The organism is Streptomyces sp. NEAU-174 (assembly GCF_052665095.1).
This window is the reverse complement of record NZ_JBQTCE010000003.1, coordinates 117,650-132,359: the sequence shown is the minus strand read 5'-3', so window position 1 is coordinate 132,359 and position 14,710 is coordinate 117,650. Positions and strand designations below refer to the sequence as shown.

Genomic DNA, 14,710 nt, shown 5'->3' with positions numbered 1-14,710 from the left:
GGTTTTCCGACAACTTCCGGACAGCGGCCCCTACTTGAGTCGGGCCATCAGCGCATGCTCGACCAGCGTGATGAGCGCGCTCTTCGCCTCGCTGCGGTGGCGCGCGTCGGTGGTGATGATGGGAGTGTCCGGGCCGATCTGGAGGGCCTCGCGGACCTCTTCGGGGTTGTAGGGCTGCTGGCCGTCGAAGCCGTTGAGGGCGATGACGAAGGGCAGGCCGGAGTTCTCGAAGTAGTCGACGGCGGGGAAGCAGTCGGCGAGGCGGCGGGTGTCCACCAGGACCACGGCGCCGATGGCGCCGCGGACCAGGTCGTCCCACATGAACCAGAAGCGGTCCTGGCCGGGCGTGCCGAACAGGTACAGGATCAGGTCGTCATCGAGCGTGATGCGGCCGAAGTCCATCGCCACGGTCGTCGTGGTCTTGTCCTGGACGTGGCTCAGATCGTCGATCCCCGCCGAGGCCGAGGTCATCACGGCTTCGGTGCGCAGCGGGTTGATCTCCGAGACCGCGCCGACGAACGTGGTCTTGCCCACGCCGAAGCCGCCCGCCACCACGATCTTCGCGGAGGTGGTCGCGCGGGCGGGGGGAGCGCCGCTAGAGCTTGCGAAGTCCACTGAGCACCCTTTCGAGCAGTGTCACATCCGGAGTTCCGCCCGCTTCCGAACCGCCCCCGGGCTGGTGGATCGCCACCATGCCGGCCTCCGCCAGGTCCGCCACCAGGATGCGTGCCACGCCCAGGGGGATGTTCAGCAGCGCCGAGACCTCGGCGACCGACTTGACCTCCTGGCACAGGTGGCAGATCCGCTGGTGCTCGGGAAGGAGCCCCTGGAGATGCACAGGGTCGGCCGTCGTGCTGACCAGCGCCTCGATGGCGAGCTGGTAACGCGGCCGGGTCCGGCCACCGGTCATGGCATAGGGGCGCACCAATGGCTGGTCGCCTTCACCCCCGTACGGCGATTGGTGATGGCCGCCGTACGGGCCGGGCGAGGCGGGGGGCGGGGTCATGGATCCTCCGGTCGGACAACAAGGTGACGGTGGTGCCGTCGGTCGGTGCCGGTGGGGGGCCGCCCGGCCTGGTGGCCGGGCGGGCGGGCTTCGGATGGTCGTTGGATCAGTTCAACAGGCTGCCCTGGAGTTCGGCGCGCAGGTCCGGCGTGAGGACGTTGCCCGCGCGGTCGACCAGCAGGGCCATCTCGTAGCCGACGAGGCCGATGTCGCACTCGGGGTGGGCGAGCACCGCGAGGGAGGATCCGTCGGAGATCGACATGATGAAGAGGAAGCCTCGTTCCATTTCGACGACGGTCTGGTTGACCACGCCGCCTTCGAAGATGCGGGAGGCTCCGGAGGTGAGCGAGGTCAGGCCGGAGGCCACCGCCGCCAGTTGATCGGCTCGGTCACGGGGGAAGCCTTCGGACATCGCCAGAAGGAGTCCGTCGGCGGAGACCACCACCGTGTGGGACACCCCGGGGGTGTTGTCCACGAAGTTCGTGATCAACCAGTTCAGATTCTGCGCCGCCTGGCTCATCGGGCTCAACTAACGCTCCTGCTGGTAAGTCGGGCCAATGCCGCGATCATGGTTGTCGCCGAGTCCGGTACCGGCCCGGCGACCCTGCTGGATCCCACGGCGGAGGTTGGTCAGCCTTCCGCGTACATCATCGGGCGCGCGAGACACCTGCGGCCCAGTCCGTTCGGGCTGCTGCGACTGCTGGTGTGCGGCGCCCTCCACGAGGTTTGCGCGCGGCACCCGCCGTGGCAACCCGGACGACGTGATACCGCCGGCCGCCGGTTCGCGGATCTGCTCGGCGCGGCGCCAGCGCTCGTCGTTGTGGGGCGACGTACGCCAGTGGGAACCCGTGCTCCGGCCGTTGAGACCGGCGCCACCCGGGCCCGCCGAGGCGCCCGCTCCGGCGAAGTCCCCCGTGCCCTGGGACGCGGGCTGCGGCTCGCGGGGCGAGGGGGGCGGTACGGCCGAGGCGGGCCGGCCGGGGGTGGGCTCGGGCGCGGAGGGCGCGGACGGGAACGACCGGCCCCCGTCCCGCGGACCCGAGTTGCCGGGGTCCGCGACCTGGGGGTGCTGCCAGGTCGACTCGATGGTGTCGAAGATGGGCGTACGGCCGTCGCCGGGACCGGCGGCGGGCGGCAGCGGGTCGTTCGGGCGCCGGCCGGACTCGCCCTGGGAGTCCTGGGGCAGTCCGTACTCGCCGGTGCCGCTCATGTCCGGACGCGGGAACTCGCCGGTGTCGCCGGGACCGCCCATGTTCGGGCGGGGGAACTCGCCGGTGTCGCCGGGGCCGCCCATGTTCGGGCGCGGGAACTCGCCCGTGTCGCCGGGGCCGCGGCCGCCGCGCGGGGCGGCGTCCTCGAACCGGGGCTGGGCGTACTCACCGGTGTCGCCCGGGCCCTGGCCGAGCTCCGGGCGGGCGAACTCGCCGGTGTCGCCCGGGCCGCGGCCGTAGTCGGGGCGGTTGAACTGGCCGGTGTCGGACATCCCCTGCCCGGCCTGCGGCCCGCTGGGCGCGCGGCGCGGCTCGAACATGCTGGGGCTGTCGGTCAGCTGCGGCAGCTCGCCGGTGTCACCGGGGCCGCGGTTGCCGAACGGATCACGCCGCTCCGACGGGCCGCCGAGCTCCGGACGGGCGAACTGGCCGGTGGACTCGTACTCCTCGTGCCCGCGCGGGGTGTCCCCGGCGTCGCGCGGAGTGCCCGGCCAGTCGTCCTCGCCGGACGCGCGGCGCGCGCCCCAGCTGGTGCCGGGCTGCGTGGGGGCCGGAAGCTCGGGCGCGGGGTCGCGGGTGGGCAGCTGCGGGCGGCCGCCCTGGTCGCCCCCGTCGGCCCGGGCCGGGGCGCCGGTCGGCGGGGCGACGGTCGGGTTCTCGCCGCGGGTCGGAAGCGGGGGACGGCCCGAGGGGGCGCCGGGGCCGCCCTGACCGCCCTGGCCACCGGGGCCCGAAGGGGCGTTGGACCGGGGGCCGGGCGGCCGACCGCCCTCGAAGAAGTTGGTGCCACCGGACGGGGCGCCGCCCGAGGGGCCCGCACCCGCGCCGACCGGCCGGGTCGGCAGTCCGCTGCCGCCGCCGTTGCCCGGCAGCGCGGCGCGCGAACCGGAGCCCGGGACCTGGCGCCGCGAGGGCGCCGAGCCGAGCAGTCCCGCGCCGCCGCCCTGGGCGCCGCCGTTGCCGGCGCCCGTTCCGCCCTGGCCGCCGGCGGCCTGCGGGGCCGGCTTCCGGCCGCCCTGGGCGACATCGACCGGCAGCATGACCAGCGCCGTCGTACCGCCCGAGTCGGACGGCCGGAGCTGGATGCGGATGCCGTGGCGCAGCGAGAGGCGGCCGACCACGAACAGACCCATGCGCCGGGAGACCGACACATCGACGGTGGGCGGGGAGGCCAGCCGCTCGTTGATCGCCGCCAGGTCCTCGGGCGAGAGCCCGATACCGGTGTCGTGGATCTCGACCAGCACCCGCCCGTCGGGCAGCGCGTGACCGGTGACCTTGACCTTGGTCTGCGGCGAGGAGAAGGAGGTGGCGTTCTCCAGCAGCTCGGCGAGCAGGTGGACGAGGTCGTTGACGACCCGGCCGGCGACCTCGGTCGCCGGGACCGAGCTGAGCTCGATGCGCTCGTACTGCTCCACCTCGGAGGCGGCCGCGCGGAGCACGTCCACCAGCGGCACCGGACGGGTCCACCGGCGGCCGGGCTCCTCGCCCGCGAGGACCAGGAGGTTCTCGCCGTTACGGCGCATACGGGTGGCGAGGTGGTCCAGCTTGAACAGCGAGGAGAGCTGGTCCGGGTCGGCCTCGCGGCTCTCCAGCTCGGAGATGAGCGAGAGCTGGCGCTGGATGAGGCCCTGGCTGCGGCGCGAGAGGTTGGTGAACATCGCGTTGACGTTGCCCCGCAGCAGCGCCTGCTCGGCGGCGAGCCGGACCGCCTCGCGGTGCACGTCGTCGAAGGCCGCGGCCACCTTTCCGATCTCGTCCCGGCTGTGCACACCGACGGACTCGACGGAGGTGTCCACATCCTGCGGGTCGGACTCGGAGAGCTGCTTGACCAGTTCGGGCAGCCGCTTCTGGGAGACCTCCTGCGCGGTGTCCTGGAGACGGCGCAGCGAGCGGACCATGGAGCGGGCGACGACGAAGGCGCCGACCAGGGAGACGCCGAGGACCAGCAGGATCAGCGCACCGTTGAGGATCGCGTCCTGCTGGGCGGAGTCGCGGAGCTCACGAGCCTTCTGCTGCATCTCGCTGAGCAGCGTCTCCTCGATCTTGCCCATCTCTTCGATCTTGATGCTGTCCTGGTCGTACCAGTCAAGATCGGTCCGCTTCTCCGCCTTGAGCCCCTCGGGGTCGCGCACCGCGCGGTCGGCGTACATGGTCGCCGCCTTGATGTCGGGGCGGCTGTCCAGCGGTTCGAGCAGGTCCTCGGAGTTGCCCTGGCGGATCTGCTTGAAGCGGCCGAGCGCCTCGTTCTCCTTGTCCACCGCGGTCCTGGCGAAGCGGCGGTCGTTGGCGGAGAAGTCGGCGCCCTTGGGGTCGGCGAGAGCGGCGCTGATGAGCGCGCGCTGGATGGACGCGTACTCCTTCGCGGAGGAGAAGGTGGCGAGCGCGCGGGTGTTGTTGATCATCGCGCGGTTGCTGGTCGCCTGCGCCATGTCCTGGGAGAGCGACAGCAACGAGTTGATCAGCTCGTTGTAGTTCTGGACCGTCAGCGAGTAGTACTGGCTGTTGTCGTAGGCCGTGTCCCGGACCTCGTTGATCTTGCCGAGCTGACGGTCGATGTTGACGAGCGTGGACTGCACACCGGCCAGCGACTGGTCACCGGGGTCGATCTGGTGGGTGGCCTCGCGGAACGCCGAGATCGCGCGGTTGGTGTCCTCACGCGTGGAGACGACCCGGTCGTCCTTTTCGTTGCCCTTGCCCGCCAGCGGACCCGCCGACTTGTCGCGCTCCTCCTGGAGCGCGCTGGCCAGCTGGGTGGCCTGCTGCGTCATCTCGGTGAGCAGCTTCATCTGGTCCAGCTGCTGGATGTTGTCCAGCGAGCCCTCGATGCGCAGCGCCCCCAGCGTGGTCGCGGCGACCACCGGGAGCGCGAGCAGGGAGACCAGTCGGGTGCTGATGCGCCAGTTGCGCAGGGCCATGCGATTGCCGGGCCCGGTGGGGCCGGAGGGCTTCGCCTTGACCGGCGGCTCCGTGGCGTCTCCGCCGCCACCACCGCCGCTGGGCGCACTGACCCGAGTTGCGCTCTGCGCACCGGCCTCGGGGCCCTGATCGCTCAGCGTCCTGCCGTTGCTTCCCTGGGCGCGCTGGGGCGAGGAGCCGCGGTCGGCCGCGCCGTGCGGCTCCGGGTCCGCCGAAGCTTCCCCTCGGCCCTGGCGGGCCTGGGGAGCCCCCATACCATCCCTCTTGAAACGTCCCTGCACTAGCGTCGCAACCTCTGGACCAGGCGCCCCACCGGATTGAGCGGCGGAGCGGTGTCGAGTCGTGGGGGACCGCGATCCCCCCTGTCGGTCGTGAGTGACCGGCGCGCATCCTTTCGTGTCGAGAAGAGGAGCCCCCCGCCGCTCGGCGCCTCTCAGGTTGCGCCCCCGTGCGCGCCGGTGATTCCCGCGGCGGTCCCGGGAATTCCAGCACAGTGCCGGATGCTGCAACAAGGGCAATGGGTAAGGCTGTGATGCGCGTGACGCTCAGTACGGACTTTATTACGGGACGTAGAAAGTCATGTCGGCGATAACGGACGTTCGTGAACGAATCGAATGGCGTCCTTGGGTGTCCGGCTAGCGATGATCAAGAGCGGAACGTTCGGTTCAGGTATGCGATGTCCGTTTAGCGCGATTAGGCAACTGTCTTCTATGTCGCATTTGCCTGATCGTTCGTGAGCAATATCACATGCTGGCGGCGACTTTTCCTGCGAATCGATGGGCAAGGCCGCCTCTAGCCTGACGCTTTACACAGCCGGAACGAACGACAAGAGCGAGGCGTACACCCCAGTGAAGACGACGATGATGTTCCGCTCCATAGCCAACCCGCGGCGCACCACTCTGGCCCATGTCAAGGACGTCCAAGAGCTCAAGGACGCCAGGGACATCGCCGAGGAGGCCGAGAACACCGGCGCGCCCGAGGAGCAGCCGGAGCACCGCGTCGATCTGCCCAACCGGACCGCGAACCCCAAGCGCACCGTGCTGACCGAGACCCCGGGCAACTGACCCCCGGGCCCGTGGTGGGCGCCACCACCGGCGGCAGGCGGGACGGCGGCGCGCGGGACGCGGAGCGATAGCCTGGAGCTTCAGTCTCCAGCGAGTTCAGTCAGGAGCCAAGGCTTCCCGTGCGCATCGCCAGATTCTCCATCGACGGCAACGTCGCCTTCGGCGTGGTGGAGGGCGAACCGTCCGATCCGGACGGCCCCGTCATCGACATCATCAAGGGCCACCCCTTCGCCGAATTCGAGCGCTCGGGCCAGAAGGTCCCGCTGAGCAAGGTCCGGCTGCTGCCGCCCGTCCTGCCGAACAAGGTCGTCGGAATCGGGCGCAACTACGCCGAGCACGCGGCGGAGCTGGGCAACGAGGTCCCCGACGTCCCGGTCGTCTTCTTCAAGCCGTCCACCTCGGTGATCGGCCCCGGCGACCCGGTCGCGTACCCCTCCTTCTCCTCCGAGGTGCACTACGAGGCCGAGCTGGCCGTGGTCATCGGACGGATGTGCCGCGAGGTGCCGCGTGACCGCGTCCAGGACGTCATCCTCGGCTACACCTGCGGCAACGACATCACGGCCCGCGACGCCCAGCGGCGCGAGAAGCAGTGGGCGCGGGCCAAGGGCTTCGACACCTCCTGCCCGCTGGGCCCCTGGGTGGAGACCGATATCGACCTGACGCGCGCCGGCGACCTCGGCATCATGTGCACCGTCAACGGCGAGCAGCGTCAGCTCGGCCGTACGAGCGAGATGGTGCGCCCGATCGAGGACCTGATCGTGCACATCACCGAGGCGATGACGCTGCTCCCCGGCGACGTCGTGCTCACCGGCACCCCGGCGGGCGTCGGCCCGCTCTCCGTCGGCGACGAGGTCGCCGTCACCATCGAAGGCATCGGCACTCTCACCAACAAGGTGATCAAGCGTGGCTAGCGCACCCTCCTCCGCCCCCGTGCGGGTTCGTTTCTGTCCCTCGCCGACCGGCAACCCCCATGTCGGCCTGGTCCGCACGGCCCTGTTCAACTGGGCCTTCGCCCGTCACCACGGCGGCACCCTGGTGTTCCGCATCGAGGACACCGACGCCGCGCGCGACTCCGAGGAGTCCTACACCCAGCTGCTGGACGCGATGCGCTGGCTGGGCTTCGACTGGGACGAGGGCCCCGAGGTCGGCGGTCCGCACGCGCCCTACCGCCAGTCGCAGCGGATGGACCTCTACCGCGAGGTCGCGGAGAAGCTGCTGGAGGCGGGCCACGCCTACCGCTGCTACTGCACCGCCGAGGAGCTGGAGGAGCGCCGCGAGGCGGCCCGCAAGGCCGGCCGGCCCTCCGGCTACGACGGGAAGTGCCGCACCCTGACCGACGGGCAGATCGCGGCGTACGAGGCCGAGGGGCGCGCCTCGATCGTGCGCTTCCGGATGCCGGACGAGCCGATCACCTTCACCGACCTGGTCCGCGGTGAGCTGACCTTCGCCCCCGAGAACGTCACGGACTACGGGATCGTGCGGGCCAACGGCGCGCCGCTCTACACGCTCGTCAACCCCGTCGACGACGCGTTGATGGAGATCACGCACGTCCTGCGCGGCGAGGACCTGCTCTCCTCCACCCCGCGGCAGATCGCGCTCTACCGCGCGCTCGCCGAGATCGGTGTGGGCGGCGGCACGGTGCCCGTCTTCGGGCACCTCCCGTACGTCATGGGCGAGGGCAACAAGAAGCTCTCCAAGCGCGATCCGCAGGCCTCGCTGAACCTCTACCGGGAGCGCGGCTTCCTCCCCGAGGGGCTGCTCAACTACCTCTCCCTGCTGGGCTGGTCGCTCTCCGCCGACCGGGACGTCTTCTCGCTGGAGGAGATGGTCGAGGCGTTCGACATCGCGGCGGTGAACGCCAACCCGGCGCGCTTCGACCTCAAGAAGGCCGAGGCGATCAATGCGGACCATATCCGGCTGCTGGATGTAAAGGCGTTCATCGGCGCCTGCGAGCCCTGGCTGGAGGCCCCGCACGCGCCGTGGGCCCCGGAGGCCTTCGACGCGGCCGCCTTCGAGGCGCTGGCCCCGCTGGCCCAGACCCGGCTGACGGTCCTGTCCGACATCACCGCGAACGTGGACTTCCTCTTCCTCGACGAGCCGGTGGCCGACGAGGCGTCCTGGGCCAAGGCGATGAAGCCGGGCGCGGACGCGCTCCTGGCCTCGGTCCGCACCCGGCTCGCCGAGGCGGACTGGGACGCCGAGACCCTGAAGGCCGCGGTCCTCGCGGCCGGTGAGGAGCACGGCCTGAAGCTGGGCAAGGCCCAGGCGCCGCTGCGCGTCGCGGTCACCGGGCGCACGGTCGGGCTGCCGCTGTTCGAGTCCCTGGAGGTCCTGGGCCGCGAGCGCACGCTGGCCCGGGTCGACGCGGCGCTGGCGAAGCTGGCCGGATAGGCGCGTGAAGCCGGCCGGATAGGCGCGTGAGGCGCCGCCCGCGCCCGTGAGGCGGCGCCACTCGCGGTGATACTCGTTTTGGTGGCCCGTCCACCATCGGGTAATGTTCTTCCTGCGCCGGACGGGCCGCCGAGAGGTCGGACCGGAGGCGTAAACCAAACAAAACCCCTTACGGGGGTGGCGTTTTGGTGGGGTATGGTGTAATTGGCAGCACGAGTGATTCTGGTTCACTTAGTCTAGGTTCGAGTCCTGGTACCCCAGCAGGAGATCTCCCGGATGTCTGGTGGATCTCTTGATCAAAGCAGGACCAAGCCCCCGTTGTGTAGCGGCCTAGCACGCTGCCCTCTCAAGGCAGTAGCGCCGGTTCGAATCCGGTCGGGGGTACGGATCTCTTCGCGAGACGAGATCGCTAGAGCCCCCGTTGTGTAGCGGCCTAGCACGCCGCCCTCTCAAGGCGGTAGCGCCGGTTCGAATCCGGTCGGGGGTACTGGTCTATACCATGGGCTATGGTGTAATTGGCAGCACGAGTGATTCTGGTTCATTTAGTCTAGGTTCGAGTCCTGGTAGCCCAGCGCAGCACCTGTGCTGATTCAGGCCCCCGTTGTGTAGCGGCCTAGCACGCCGCCCTCTCAAGGCGGTAGCGCCGGTTCGAATCCGGTCGGGGGTACCAGCGAAAAGCCCTCCGCGACGGCGGAGGGCTTTTTCGTGTCCGTTCGTGCCCTTGGGCTCGTGCCCTTGGGTTCGCGCCCTTAGCCCCTGGTCACTCCTTGAAGCGACGGCTGGATTCCTCGGTTTGCGCGAGCCGCCGCAGGCTGAGCAGCACCGGTTCGTAGAGCACCGTCAGCGCCACCACCGCCTCGACCCGCTCGGGCGGGGTGTCGTAGGTCTCCACCAGGTCCAGGTCGGCGACGGCCAGTTCGCCCGCCAGCCGGGCGTGCACCAGCAGATGCTCGGTGTCATGGGGGTACCCCAGGCGGTCCAGGGAGGCGATGGCCGCCACCAGCGTCCGGTAGGCGGGGGAGGTGTCGCCCAGCTCCTGGCCGTAGGACCAGCCCATCCGCCCCAGCACGGCGTCCACCTGCTCGCGGGCGCGCGCGGCGTGCGGATCGTCCTCGTCCGGCCCGGGGCCCTGCGGCAGCGCCCAGACCGCGGCTCCCATCCGGGCGTTCTGGCCGAGCGACTCGTCCTCGGCGGCCGCCAGCACCTCGCGCGCCGTGGCCACCGGCATCCGGCCGACCTGGATCAGCGAGCGCACCAGCCGCAGTCTGCGCAGATGCTCCTCGCCGTACTCGGCCTGGGTGGCGGTGATCCGCTCTCCCGGCGGCAGCAGCCGCTCGCGCAGGTAGTACTTGATCGTCGCGGTGGGCACTCCGCTGCGCTCGCTGAGCTCCGCCAGTCGCATCCCTGTTGCACCTTCCATTGGAGAGTGGCACTATCTAAGAACTGGATAGCGCAGCTATCCAAGTCTATCCCGAACGTGGGGAACGAGGGGATCATCATGGGTGCCGAGCTGCTCGCCGGCCGTATGACCGCCGAGGCCGAGGGGGAGGTCACCGTCTTCCTGATCGGCATGCGCATCAACCGCTTCCGCGCGCTGCGGAGCTGGCTGCCGGTCTTCCGGTCGATGCCGCGGATGCTCCGCGAGCTGTCGCAGGACAAGGAGAGCGGGATGCTGGGCTATCAGGTGCTGCTCGGCCCGCCGCGGGTGTTCTACGTGGTCCAGTACTGGAACTCGCACGAGCGGCTGCTGGAGTACTCGGTGGCCCAGGACAAGGAGCACCGCCCCGCCTGGGCGGCGTTCAACCGCCGGTTGCGGGAGGGCCGGGGCAAGGTCGGCTTCTGGCACGAGACCTATGTCGTACCGGCCGGGTCGCACGAGGCGGTCTACATCAACATGCCGGCGTTCGGCCTGGGCAAGGCCACCGGAGTCGTCCCGGTCGGCCGCCGCGGAGACCGTGCGGCCGACCGGCTGTCGCTGAAGAGGGCCTGAGGGCGCTGGTCAATTTCCCCGGCGGAGGGCGTCCGTCAGGCGTGCCGCCGCGTCGATGACCGCCTGGGCGTGCATGCGGCCCGGGTGGCGGGTCAGCCGCTCGATCGGTCCGGAGACCGAGACGGCGGCGACCACGCGGTTGGACGGGCCGCGAACGGGCGCGGAGACGGACGCCACGCCGGGCTCGCGCTCGCCGATCGACTGGGCCCAGCCCCGCCGCCGTACGCCGGACAGGGCCGTGGCGGTGAAGCGGGCGCCCTGGAGTCCGCGGTGCAGCCGCTCGGGCTCCTCCCAGGCCATCAGCACCTGGGCGGCCGAGCCGGCCTTCATGGGGAGCGTGGAGCCGACCGGCACGGTGTCCCGCAGTCCGGACAGCCGCTCGGCCGCGGCGACGCAGATGCGCATGTCTCCCTGGCGCCGGTAGAGCTGCGCGCTCTCGCCGGTCACGTCCCGGAGATGGGTGAGCACCGGCCCGGCCGTCGCGAGCAGCCGGTCCTCGCCCGCGGCCGCCGCCAGCTCGGCCAGGCGCGGGCCCAGAATGAAGCGTCCCTGCATGTCACGCGCCACCATCCGGTGGTGCTCGAGTGCCACCGCCAGCCGGTGCGCCGTGGGGCGGGCGAGGCCGGTCGCCCCGACCAGCCCGGCGAGGGTGGCCGGACCGGACTCCAGGGCGCTCAGAACCAGAGCAGCCTTGTCGAGAACGCCGACACCGCTAGTGTTGTCCATGGGACGATACTCACGTCTCACACTGTGAAACGCAAGTTCAATTTCCGGGGATACCCGCCACTCTGTAAATGGCGGGCCCGCGGACCAGGGCACGCACTCGACTCGAGTTTGGGCCGGCGCTGGCGCCGGCCGGAGGGAAACCGATGGGACGGACACTCGCGGAGAAGGTCTGGGACGACCATGTCGTCCGGCGCGCCGAAGGCGAGCCTGACCTGCTCTTCATCGATCTGCATCTGCTGCACGAGGTGACCAGCCCGCAGGCGTTCGACGGCCTGCGCAAGGCCGGCCGCACGGTCCGTCGTACCGATCTCACCCTCGCGACCGAGGACCACAACACCCCCACCCTCGACATCGACAAGCCGATCGCGGACCCCGTCTCGCGCGCCCAGTTGGAGACGCTGCGCAAGAACTGTGCGGAGTTCGGTGTCCGCCTGCACCCGCTCGGTGACGTCGAGCAGGGCGTCGTCCACGTGGTGGGACCGCAGCTGGGGCTGACCCAGCCGGGCACGACCGTGGTCTGCGGTGACAGCCACACCTCGACCCACGGCGCCTTCGGCGCGCTCGCGTTCGGCATCGGCACCAGCCAGGTCGAGCATGTGCTGGCCACCCAGACGCTGCCGCTGGCGCCGTTCAAGACCATGGCGATCACCGTCGAGGGGGAGCTGCCCGAGAGCGTCACCGCCAAGGACCTGATCCTGGCGATCATCGCGAAGATCGGCACCGGCGGCGGCCAGGGCTATGTGATCGAGTACCGCGGCCCGGCCATCGAGAAGCTCTCGATGGAGGCCCGGATGACCGTGTGCAACATGTCCATCGAGGCGGGCGCCCGCGCGGGCATGATCGCCCCGGACGAGACGACCTTCGCCTATCTGAAGGGCCGCCCGCACGCCCCCCAGGGTGCCGACTGGGACGCCGCCGTCGCGTACTGGCGCACCCTGCGCGGCGACGACGACGCGGTCTTCGACCGTGAGGTCGTCATCGACGCCTCCGCGCTCGCCCCGTTCGTCACCTGGGGCACCAACCCCGGCCAGGGCGCGCCGCTGTCGGAGTCGGTCCCGGACCCGGCCTCCTTCGAGGACGCCAGCGAGAGCTACGCCGCCGAGAAGGCCCTGGAGTACATGGGTCTGACGGCCGGTCAGCCGCTGCGCGACATCAAGGTGGACACCGTCTTCGTCGGCTCCTGCACCAACGGGCGGATCGAGGACCTGCGCTCCGCCGCCTCGGTGCTGTCCGGCCGTGCGGTGGCCGACGGCGTACGGATGTTGGTGGTCCCCGGCTCGGTGCGGGTCGCCCTCCAGGCCGTCGAGGAGGGGCTGGACAAGGTGTTCACCGCCGCGGGGGCCGAATGGCGGCACGCGGGTTGCTCGATGTGCCTGGGCATGAACCCCGACCAGCTCGCCCCCGGTGAGCGGTCGGCGTCCACGTCCAACCGCAACTTCGAGGGCCGGCAGGGCAAGGGCGGCCGGACCCACCTGGTCTCGCCGCAGGTCGCCGCCGCCACCGCGGTGCTGGGCCATCTGGCCTCGCCCGCCGACCTGTCCGACGCCGCCGTATCGACTCCCGTGGGGGCCTGAGCAGTCATGGAAGCATTCACCACGCACACCGGCCGGGCCGTCCCGCTGCGCCGCAGCAATGTGGACACGGACCAGATCATCCCGGCGCACTGGCTCAAGAAGGTCACCCGCGACGGCTTCGAGGACGGCCTCTTCGAGGCGTGGCGCAAGGACCCGGAGTTCGTGCTCAACAAGGCCGAGCACAAGGGCGGAACGGTTCTGGTGGCCGGCCCCGACTTCGGCACCGGCTCCTCGCGCGAACACGCGGTGTGGGCGCTCCAGAACTACGGCTTCAAGGCCGTCATCTCCCCCCGCTTCGCCGACATCTTCCGGGGCAACTCCCTCAAGAACGGGCTGCTGACCGTCGTCCTGCCGCAGGAGACCGTGGACCGGCTGTGGAAGCTGGTCGAGGCGGACCCCACCGCGGAGGTCACCGTGGACCTCGTCGAGCGCCAGGTCCGGGCCGACGGCATCACGGCTGATTTTGAGCTTGACGAGAATGCCCGGTGGCGACTCCTGGAGGGGCTGGACGACATCAGCCTCACCCTCAGGGAGGAGGACTCGATCGCCTCGTACGAGGCGCGTCGCCCCTCCTTCAAGCCCAGCACGGTGGAGGTCTGACCCCCCGGTTCTCCCTGTACAGAGCGGGTTTGGCAAGATGCGCCGCCGGTCCTCGGACTGGCGGCGCATCGGCATGTTGAGGCCCCGTGAAGCGACAACTCGCCTCAGATGGCACAATCAGTGCATGGAACGCGACGGCCAACTCGAGCTCTACGGCATCGTCGCCGACCGGCTCAAGGAAGCGCACGCAAAGGTGCGCGCACTGCAAGTCCCGGAGGGCGTACGGATGGCGCTGTCCCGGAAGCTGCTGGTCATGACATCAGCGGCGAAACACGATCTCGCAGATGCGGCAACGCGTCTGGAGCGGTTCATGAACGACCTCGACGAGGGGCGTTTCCCCGAAGATCCCGACACCGACGGAAGTCCGTGACGATCGAGTGCGTTGCGGCACAAGGGTGATTAGACCGTTTCGTGTTTGATTTGCGGTATATATCTGCCTAACGTGCGAAAAGGCTTGAACACATTGATTCCGGCCATGTCTCCGAAGGGGAAGACGTGAACAAGGCGCAGCTCGTAGAAGCGATTGCCGACAAGGTCGGCGGCCGTCAGCAGGCCGCCGATGCCGTAGACGCCGTCCTGGACGCCATCGTCCGGGCGGTCGTCTCCGGGGAGCGAGTTTCGGTCACTGGATTTGGTTCGTTCGAGAAGGTGGAGCGGCCCGCCCGGTACGCCCGTAACCCCCAGACCGGGGAGCGCGTGAGGGTCAAGAAGACCTCGGTGCCCCGTTTCCGTCCCGGTCAGGGCTTCAAGGATCTGGTGAGCGGCTCCAAGAAGCTCCCGCGCGGCGGCGAGGTCGCCGTGAAGAAGGCGCCCAAGGGCAGCCTCCAGGCGGCGGCGAAGAAGGCCGCGGCCAAGAAGGCGACCGCCAAGAAGGCTCCCGCGAAGAAGGCCCCCGCCAAGAAGGCCGCGGCCAAGAAGGCCCCCGCCAAGACCACGGCCAAGAAGGCCCCCGCGAAGAAGACGACAGCGAAGAAGGCTCCCGCCAAGGCCACGGCCAAGAAGGCCCCCGCGCGCAAGACGAGCGCCCGTAAGACCACCGCGAAGAAGACCACCGCCAGGAAGCGCTAGCCGGCGGCGCTCAGGCGCCCCACCGCATCCGCGCCGGGCCGGGCTCCCCGAGGGAGCCCGGCCCGCGGTGCTGTCGGCGCCCGGCGCTCAGAACGTCTGGAGCTCAGAACGTCCGCCCGGCGCTCAGAACGTCTGGAGCGTGACGAAGACGACCCGGCGCTGCT

The 14,710-nt window shown here is 70.3% G+C and carries 14 protein-coding genes and 5 tRNA genes; 13 read left to right on the top strand and 6 right to left on the bottom strand.

Annotation, left to right across the window (positions count from 1 at the left end; genetic code table 11):
* Positions 1 to 30 precede the first annotated feature (30 nt).
* The 4 genes from ACT2CW_RS09985 to ACT2CW_RS09970 all read right to left on the bottom strand — a co-directional run bounded on the left by ACT2CW_RS09985 (position 31) and on the right by ACT2CW_RS09970 (position 5,387).
* Positions 31 to 615, bottom strand: coding sequence for a GTP-binding protein (locus tag ACT2CW_RS09985; RefSeq protein WP_078559056.1), 585 nt, complete (start codon positions 613 to 615; stop codon positions 31 to 33).
* Positions 596 to 1,006, bottom strand: a complete 411-nt coding sequence (locus tag ACT2CW_RS09980; protein ID WP_014055140.1) for a DUF742 domain-containing protein — start codon at positions 1,004 to 1,006, stop codon at positions 596 to 598. Before ACT2CW_RS09980 ends, ACT2CW_RS09985 begins: the two co-directional genes overlap by 20 nt.
* A 106-nt stretch (positions 1,007 to 1,112) precedes the next feature.
* The gene (locus ACT2CW_RS09975; RefSeq protein WP_020868201.1) at positions 1,113 to 1,526 is read right to left on the bottom strand and encodes a roadblock/LC7 domain-containing protein; all 414 of its coding nucleotides are present in this window, start codon (positions 1,524 to 1,526) and stop codon (positions 1,113 to 1,115) included.
* 9 nt (positions 1,527 to 1,535) lie between these two features.
* Complete coding sequence (locus tag ACT2CW_RS09970; RefSeq protein WP_445516296.1) at positions 1,536 to 5,387, bottom strand: nitrate- and nitrite sensing domain-containing protein; 3,852 nt, start codon at positions 5,385 to 5,387, stop codon at positions 1,536 to 1,538.
* 594 nt (positions 5,388 to 5,981) lie between these two features.
* Here ACT2CW_RS09970 and ACT2CW_RS09965 point away from each other — a divergent pair.
* The 8 genes from ACT2CW_RS09965 (at position 5,982) to ACT2CW_RS09930 (ending at position 9,258) form a co-directional block, all read left to right on the top strand.
* Positions 5,982 to 6,197 (top strand): hypothetical protein, encoded by a 216-nt coding sequence (locus tag ACT2CW_RS09965; RefSeq protein WP_414083440.1) that lies wholly within the window; start codon positions 5,982 to 5,984, stop codon positions 6,195 to 6,197.
* A 119-nt stretch (positions 6,198 to 6,316) separates the two neighbouring features.
* Positions 6,317 to 7,108 (top strand): fumarylacetoacetate hydrolase family protein, encoded by a 792-nt coding sequence (locus ACT2CW_RS09960; RefSeq protein WP_037948532.1) that lies wholly within the window; start codon positions 6,317 to 6,319, stop codon positions 7,106 to 7,108.
* Positions 7,101 to 8,588: a glutamate--tRNA ligase gene (gene gltX, locus ACT2CW_RS09955; protein WP_445516295.1), complete on the top strand. Its 1,488-nt coding sequence runs from the start codon at positions 7,101 to 7,103 to the stop codon at positions 8,586 to 8,588. The genes ACT2CW_RS09960 and gltX overlap by 8 nt, the downstream gene beginning before the upstream one ends.
* A 189-nt stretch (positions 8,589 to 8,777) precedes the next feature.
* A tRNA-Gln gene (locus ACT2CW_RS09950) sits at positions 8,778 to 8,849 on the top strand.
* 50 nt (positions 8,850 to 8,899) lie between these two features.
* Positions 8,900 to 8,972: transfer RNA gene (locus tag ACT2CW_RS09945), tRNA-Glu, on the top strand.
* Between the two features lie 30 nt (positions 8,973 to 9,002).
* Positions 9,003 to 9,075, top strand: a tRNA-Glu gene (locus tag ACT2CW_RS09940).
* Positions 9,076 to 9,088: 13 nt separating this feature from the next.
* A tRNA-Gln gene (locus tag ACT2CW_RS09935) sits at positions 9,089 to 9,160 on the top strand.
* Positions 9,161 to 9,182: 22 nt separating this feature from the next.
* Positions 9,183 to 9,258 (top strand) — tRNA-Glu (locus ACT2CW_RS09930).
* A 90-nt stretch (positions 9,259 to 9,348) separates the two neighbouring features.
* On the opposite strand, the gene ACT2CW_RS09925 is transcribed toward ACT2CW_RS09930, so the two are convergent.
* Complete coding sequence (locus ACT2CW_RS09925) at positions 9,349 to 9,990, bottom strand: MerR family transcriptional regulator (RefSeq protein WP_445516294.1); 642 nt, start codon at positions 9,988 to 9,990, stop codon at positions 9,349 to 9,351.
* 96 nt (positions 9,991 to 10,086) lie between these two features.
* On the opposite strand from ACT2CW_RS09925, the gene ACT2CW_RS09920 reads away from it, so the two are divergent.
* Positions 10,087 to 10,578: a DUF4188 domain-containing protein gene (locus ACT2CW_RS09920; protein ID WP_432048524.1), complete on the top strand. Its 492-nt coding sequence runs from the start codon at positions 10,087 to 10,089 to the stop codon at positions 10,576 to 10,578.
* Positions 10,579 to 10,587: 9 nt separating this feature from the next.
* Here ACT2CW_RS09920 and ndgR read toward each other — a convergent pair whose 3' ends face one another.
* A complete protein-coding gene (gene ndgR, locus ACT2CW_RS09915; RefSeq protein ID WP_030834082.1) occupies positions 10,588 to 11,304 on the bottom strand; it encodes an IclR family transcriptional regulator NdgR in 717 nt (238 codons plus the stop codon).
* Between the two features lie 143 nt (positions 11,305 to 11,447).
* On the opposite strand from ndgR, the gene leuC reads away from it, so the two are divergent.
* From leuC to ACT2CW_RS09895, 4 genes are all read left to right on the top strand, one after another.
* Positions 11,448 to 12,878, top strand: a complete 1,431-nt coding sequence (gene leuC, locus ACT2CW_RS09910; protein WP_164431337.1) for a 3-isopropylmalate dehydratase large subunit — start codon at positions 11,448 to 11,450, stop codon at positions 12,876 to 12,878.
* A gap of 6 nt (positions 12,879 to 12,884) precedes the next feature.
* Entirely contained in the window at positions 12,885 to 13,478 is a 594-nt protein-coding gene (gene leuD, locus ACT2CW_RS09905; RefSeq protein WP_138917344.1) for a 3-isopropylmalate dehydratase small subunit, read from the top strand.
* 124 nt (positions 13,479 to 13,602) lie between these two features.
* Positions 13,603 to 13,848 (top strand): hypothetical protein, encoded by a 246-nt coding sequence (locus ACT2CW_RS09900; RefSeq protein ID WP_037948543.1) that lies wholly within the window; start codon positions 13,603 to 13,605, stop codon positions 13,846 to 13,848.
* Between the two features lie 125 nt (positions 13,849 to 13,973).
* Positions 13,974 to 14,546, top strand: a complete 573-nt coding sequence (locus ACT2CW_RS09895) for an HU family DNA-binding protein (RefSeq protein ID WP_138917343.1) — start codon at positions 13,974 to 13,976, stop codon at positions 14,544 to 14,546.
* Positions 14,547 to 14,710: the final 164 nt, after the last annotated feature.

Excerpts from the sequence above, each read along its gene's own strand:
- ACT2CW_RS09980 (WP_014055140.1), bottom strand. The coding sequence starts at position 1,006 with ATGACCCCGCCCCCCGCCTCGCCCGGCCCGTACGGCGGCCATCACCAA.
- ACT2CW_RS09975 (WP_020868201.1), bottom strand. The coding sequence starts at position 1,526 with ATGAGCCAGGCGGCGCAGAATCTGAACTGGTTGATCACGAACTTCGTG.
- ACT2CW_RS09970 (WP_445516296.1), bottom strand. The coding sequence starts at position 5,387 with ATGGGGGCTCCCCAGGCCCGCCAGGGCCGAGGGGAAGCTTCGGCGGAC.
- ACT2CW_RS09925 (WP_445516294.1), bottom strand. The coding sequence starts at position 9,990 with ATGCGACTGGCGGAGCTCAGCGAGCGCAGCGGAGTGCCCACCGCGACG.
- ACT2CW_RS09920 (WP_432048524.1), top strand. The coding sequence starts at position 10,087 with ATGGGTGCCGAGCTGCTCGCCGGCCGTATGACCGCCGAGGCCGAGGGG.
- ndgR (WP_030834082.1), bottom strand. The coding sequence starts at position 11,304 with ATGGACAACACTAGCGGTGTCGGCGTTCTCGACAAGGCTGCTCTGGTT.
- leuC (WP_164431337.1), top strand. The coding sequence starts at position 11,448 with ATGGGACGGACACTCGCGGAGAAGGTCTGGGACGACCATGTCGTCCGG.
- leuD (WP_138917344.1), top strand. The coding sequence starts at position 12,885 with ATGGAAGCATTCACCACGCACACCGGCCGGGCCGTCCCGCTGCGCCGC.
- ACT2CW_RS09900 (WP_037948543.1), top strand. The coding sequence starts at position 13,603 with ATGGAACGCGACGGCCAACTCGAGCTCTACGGCATCGTCGCCGACCGG.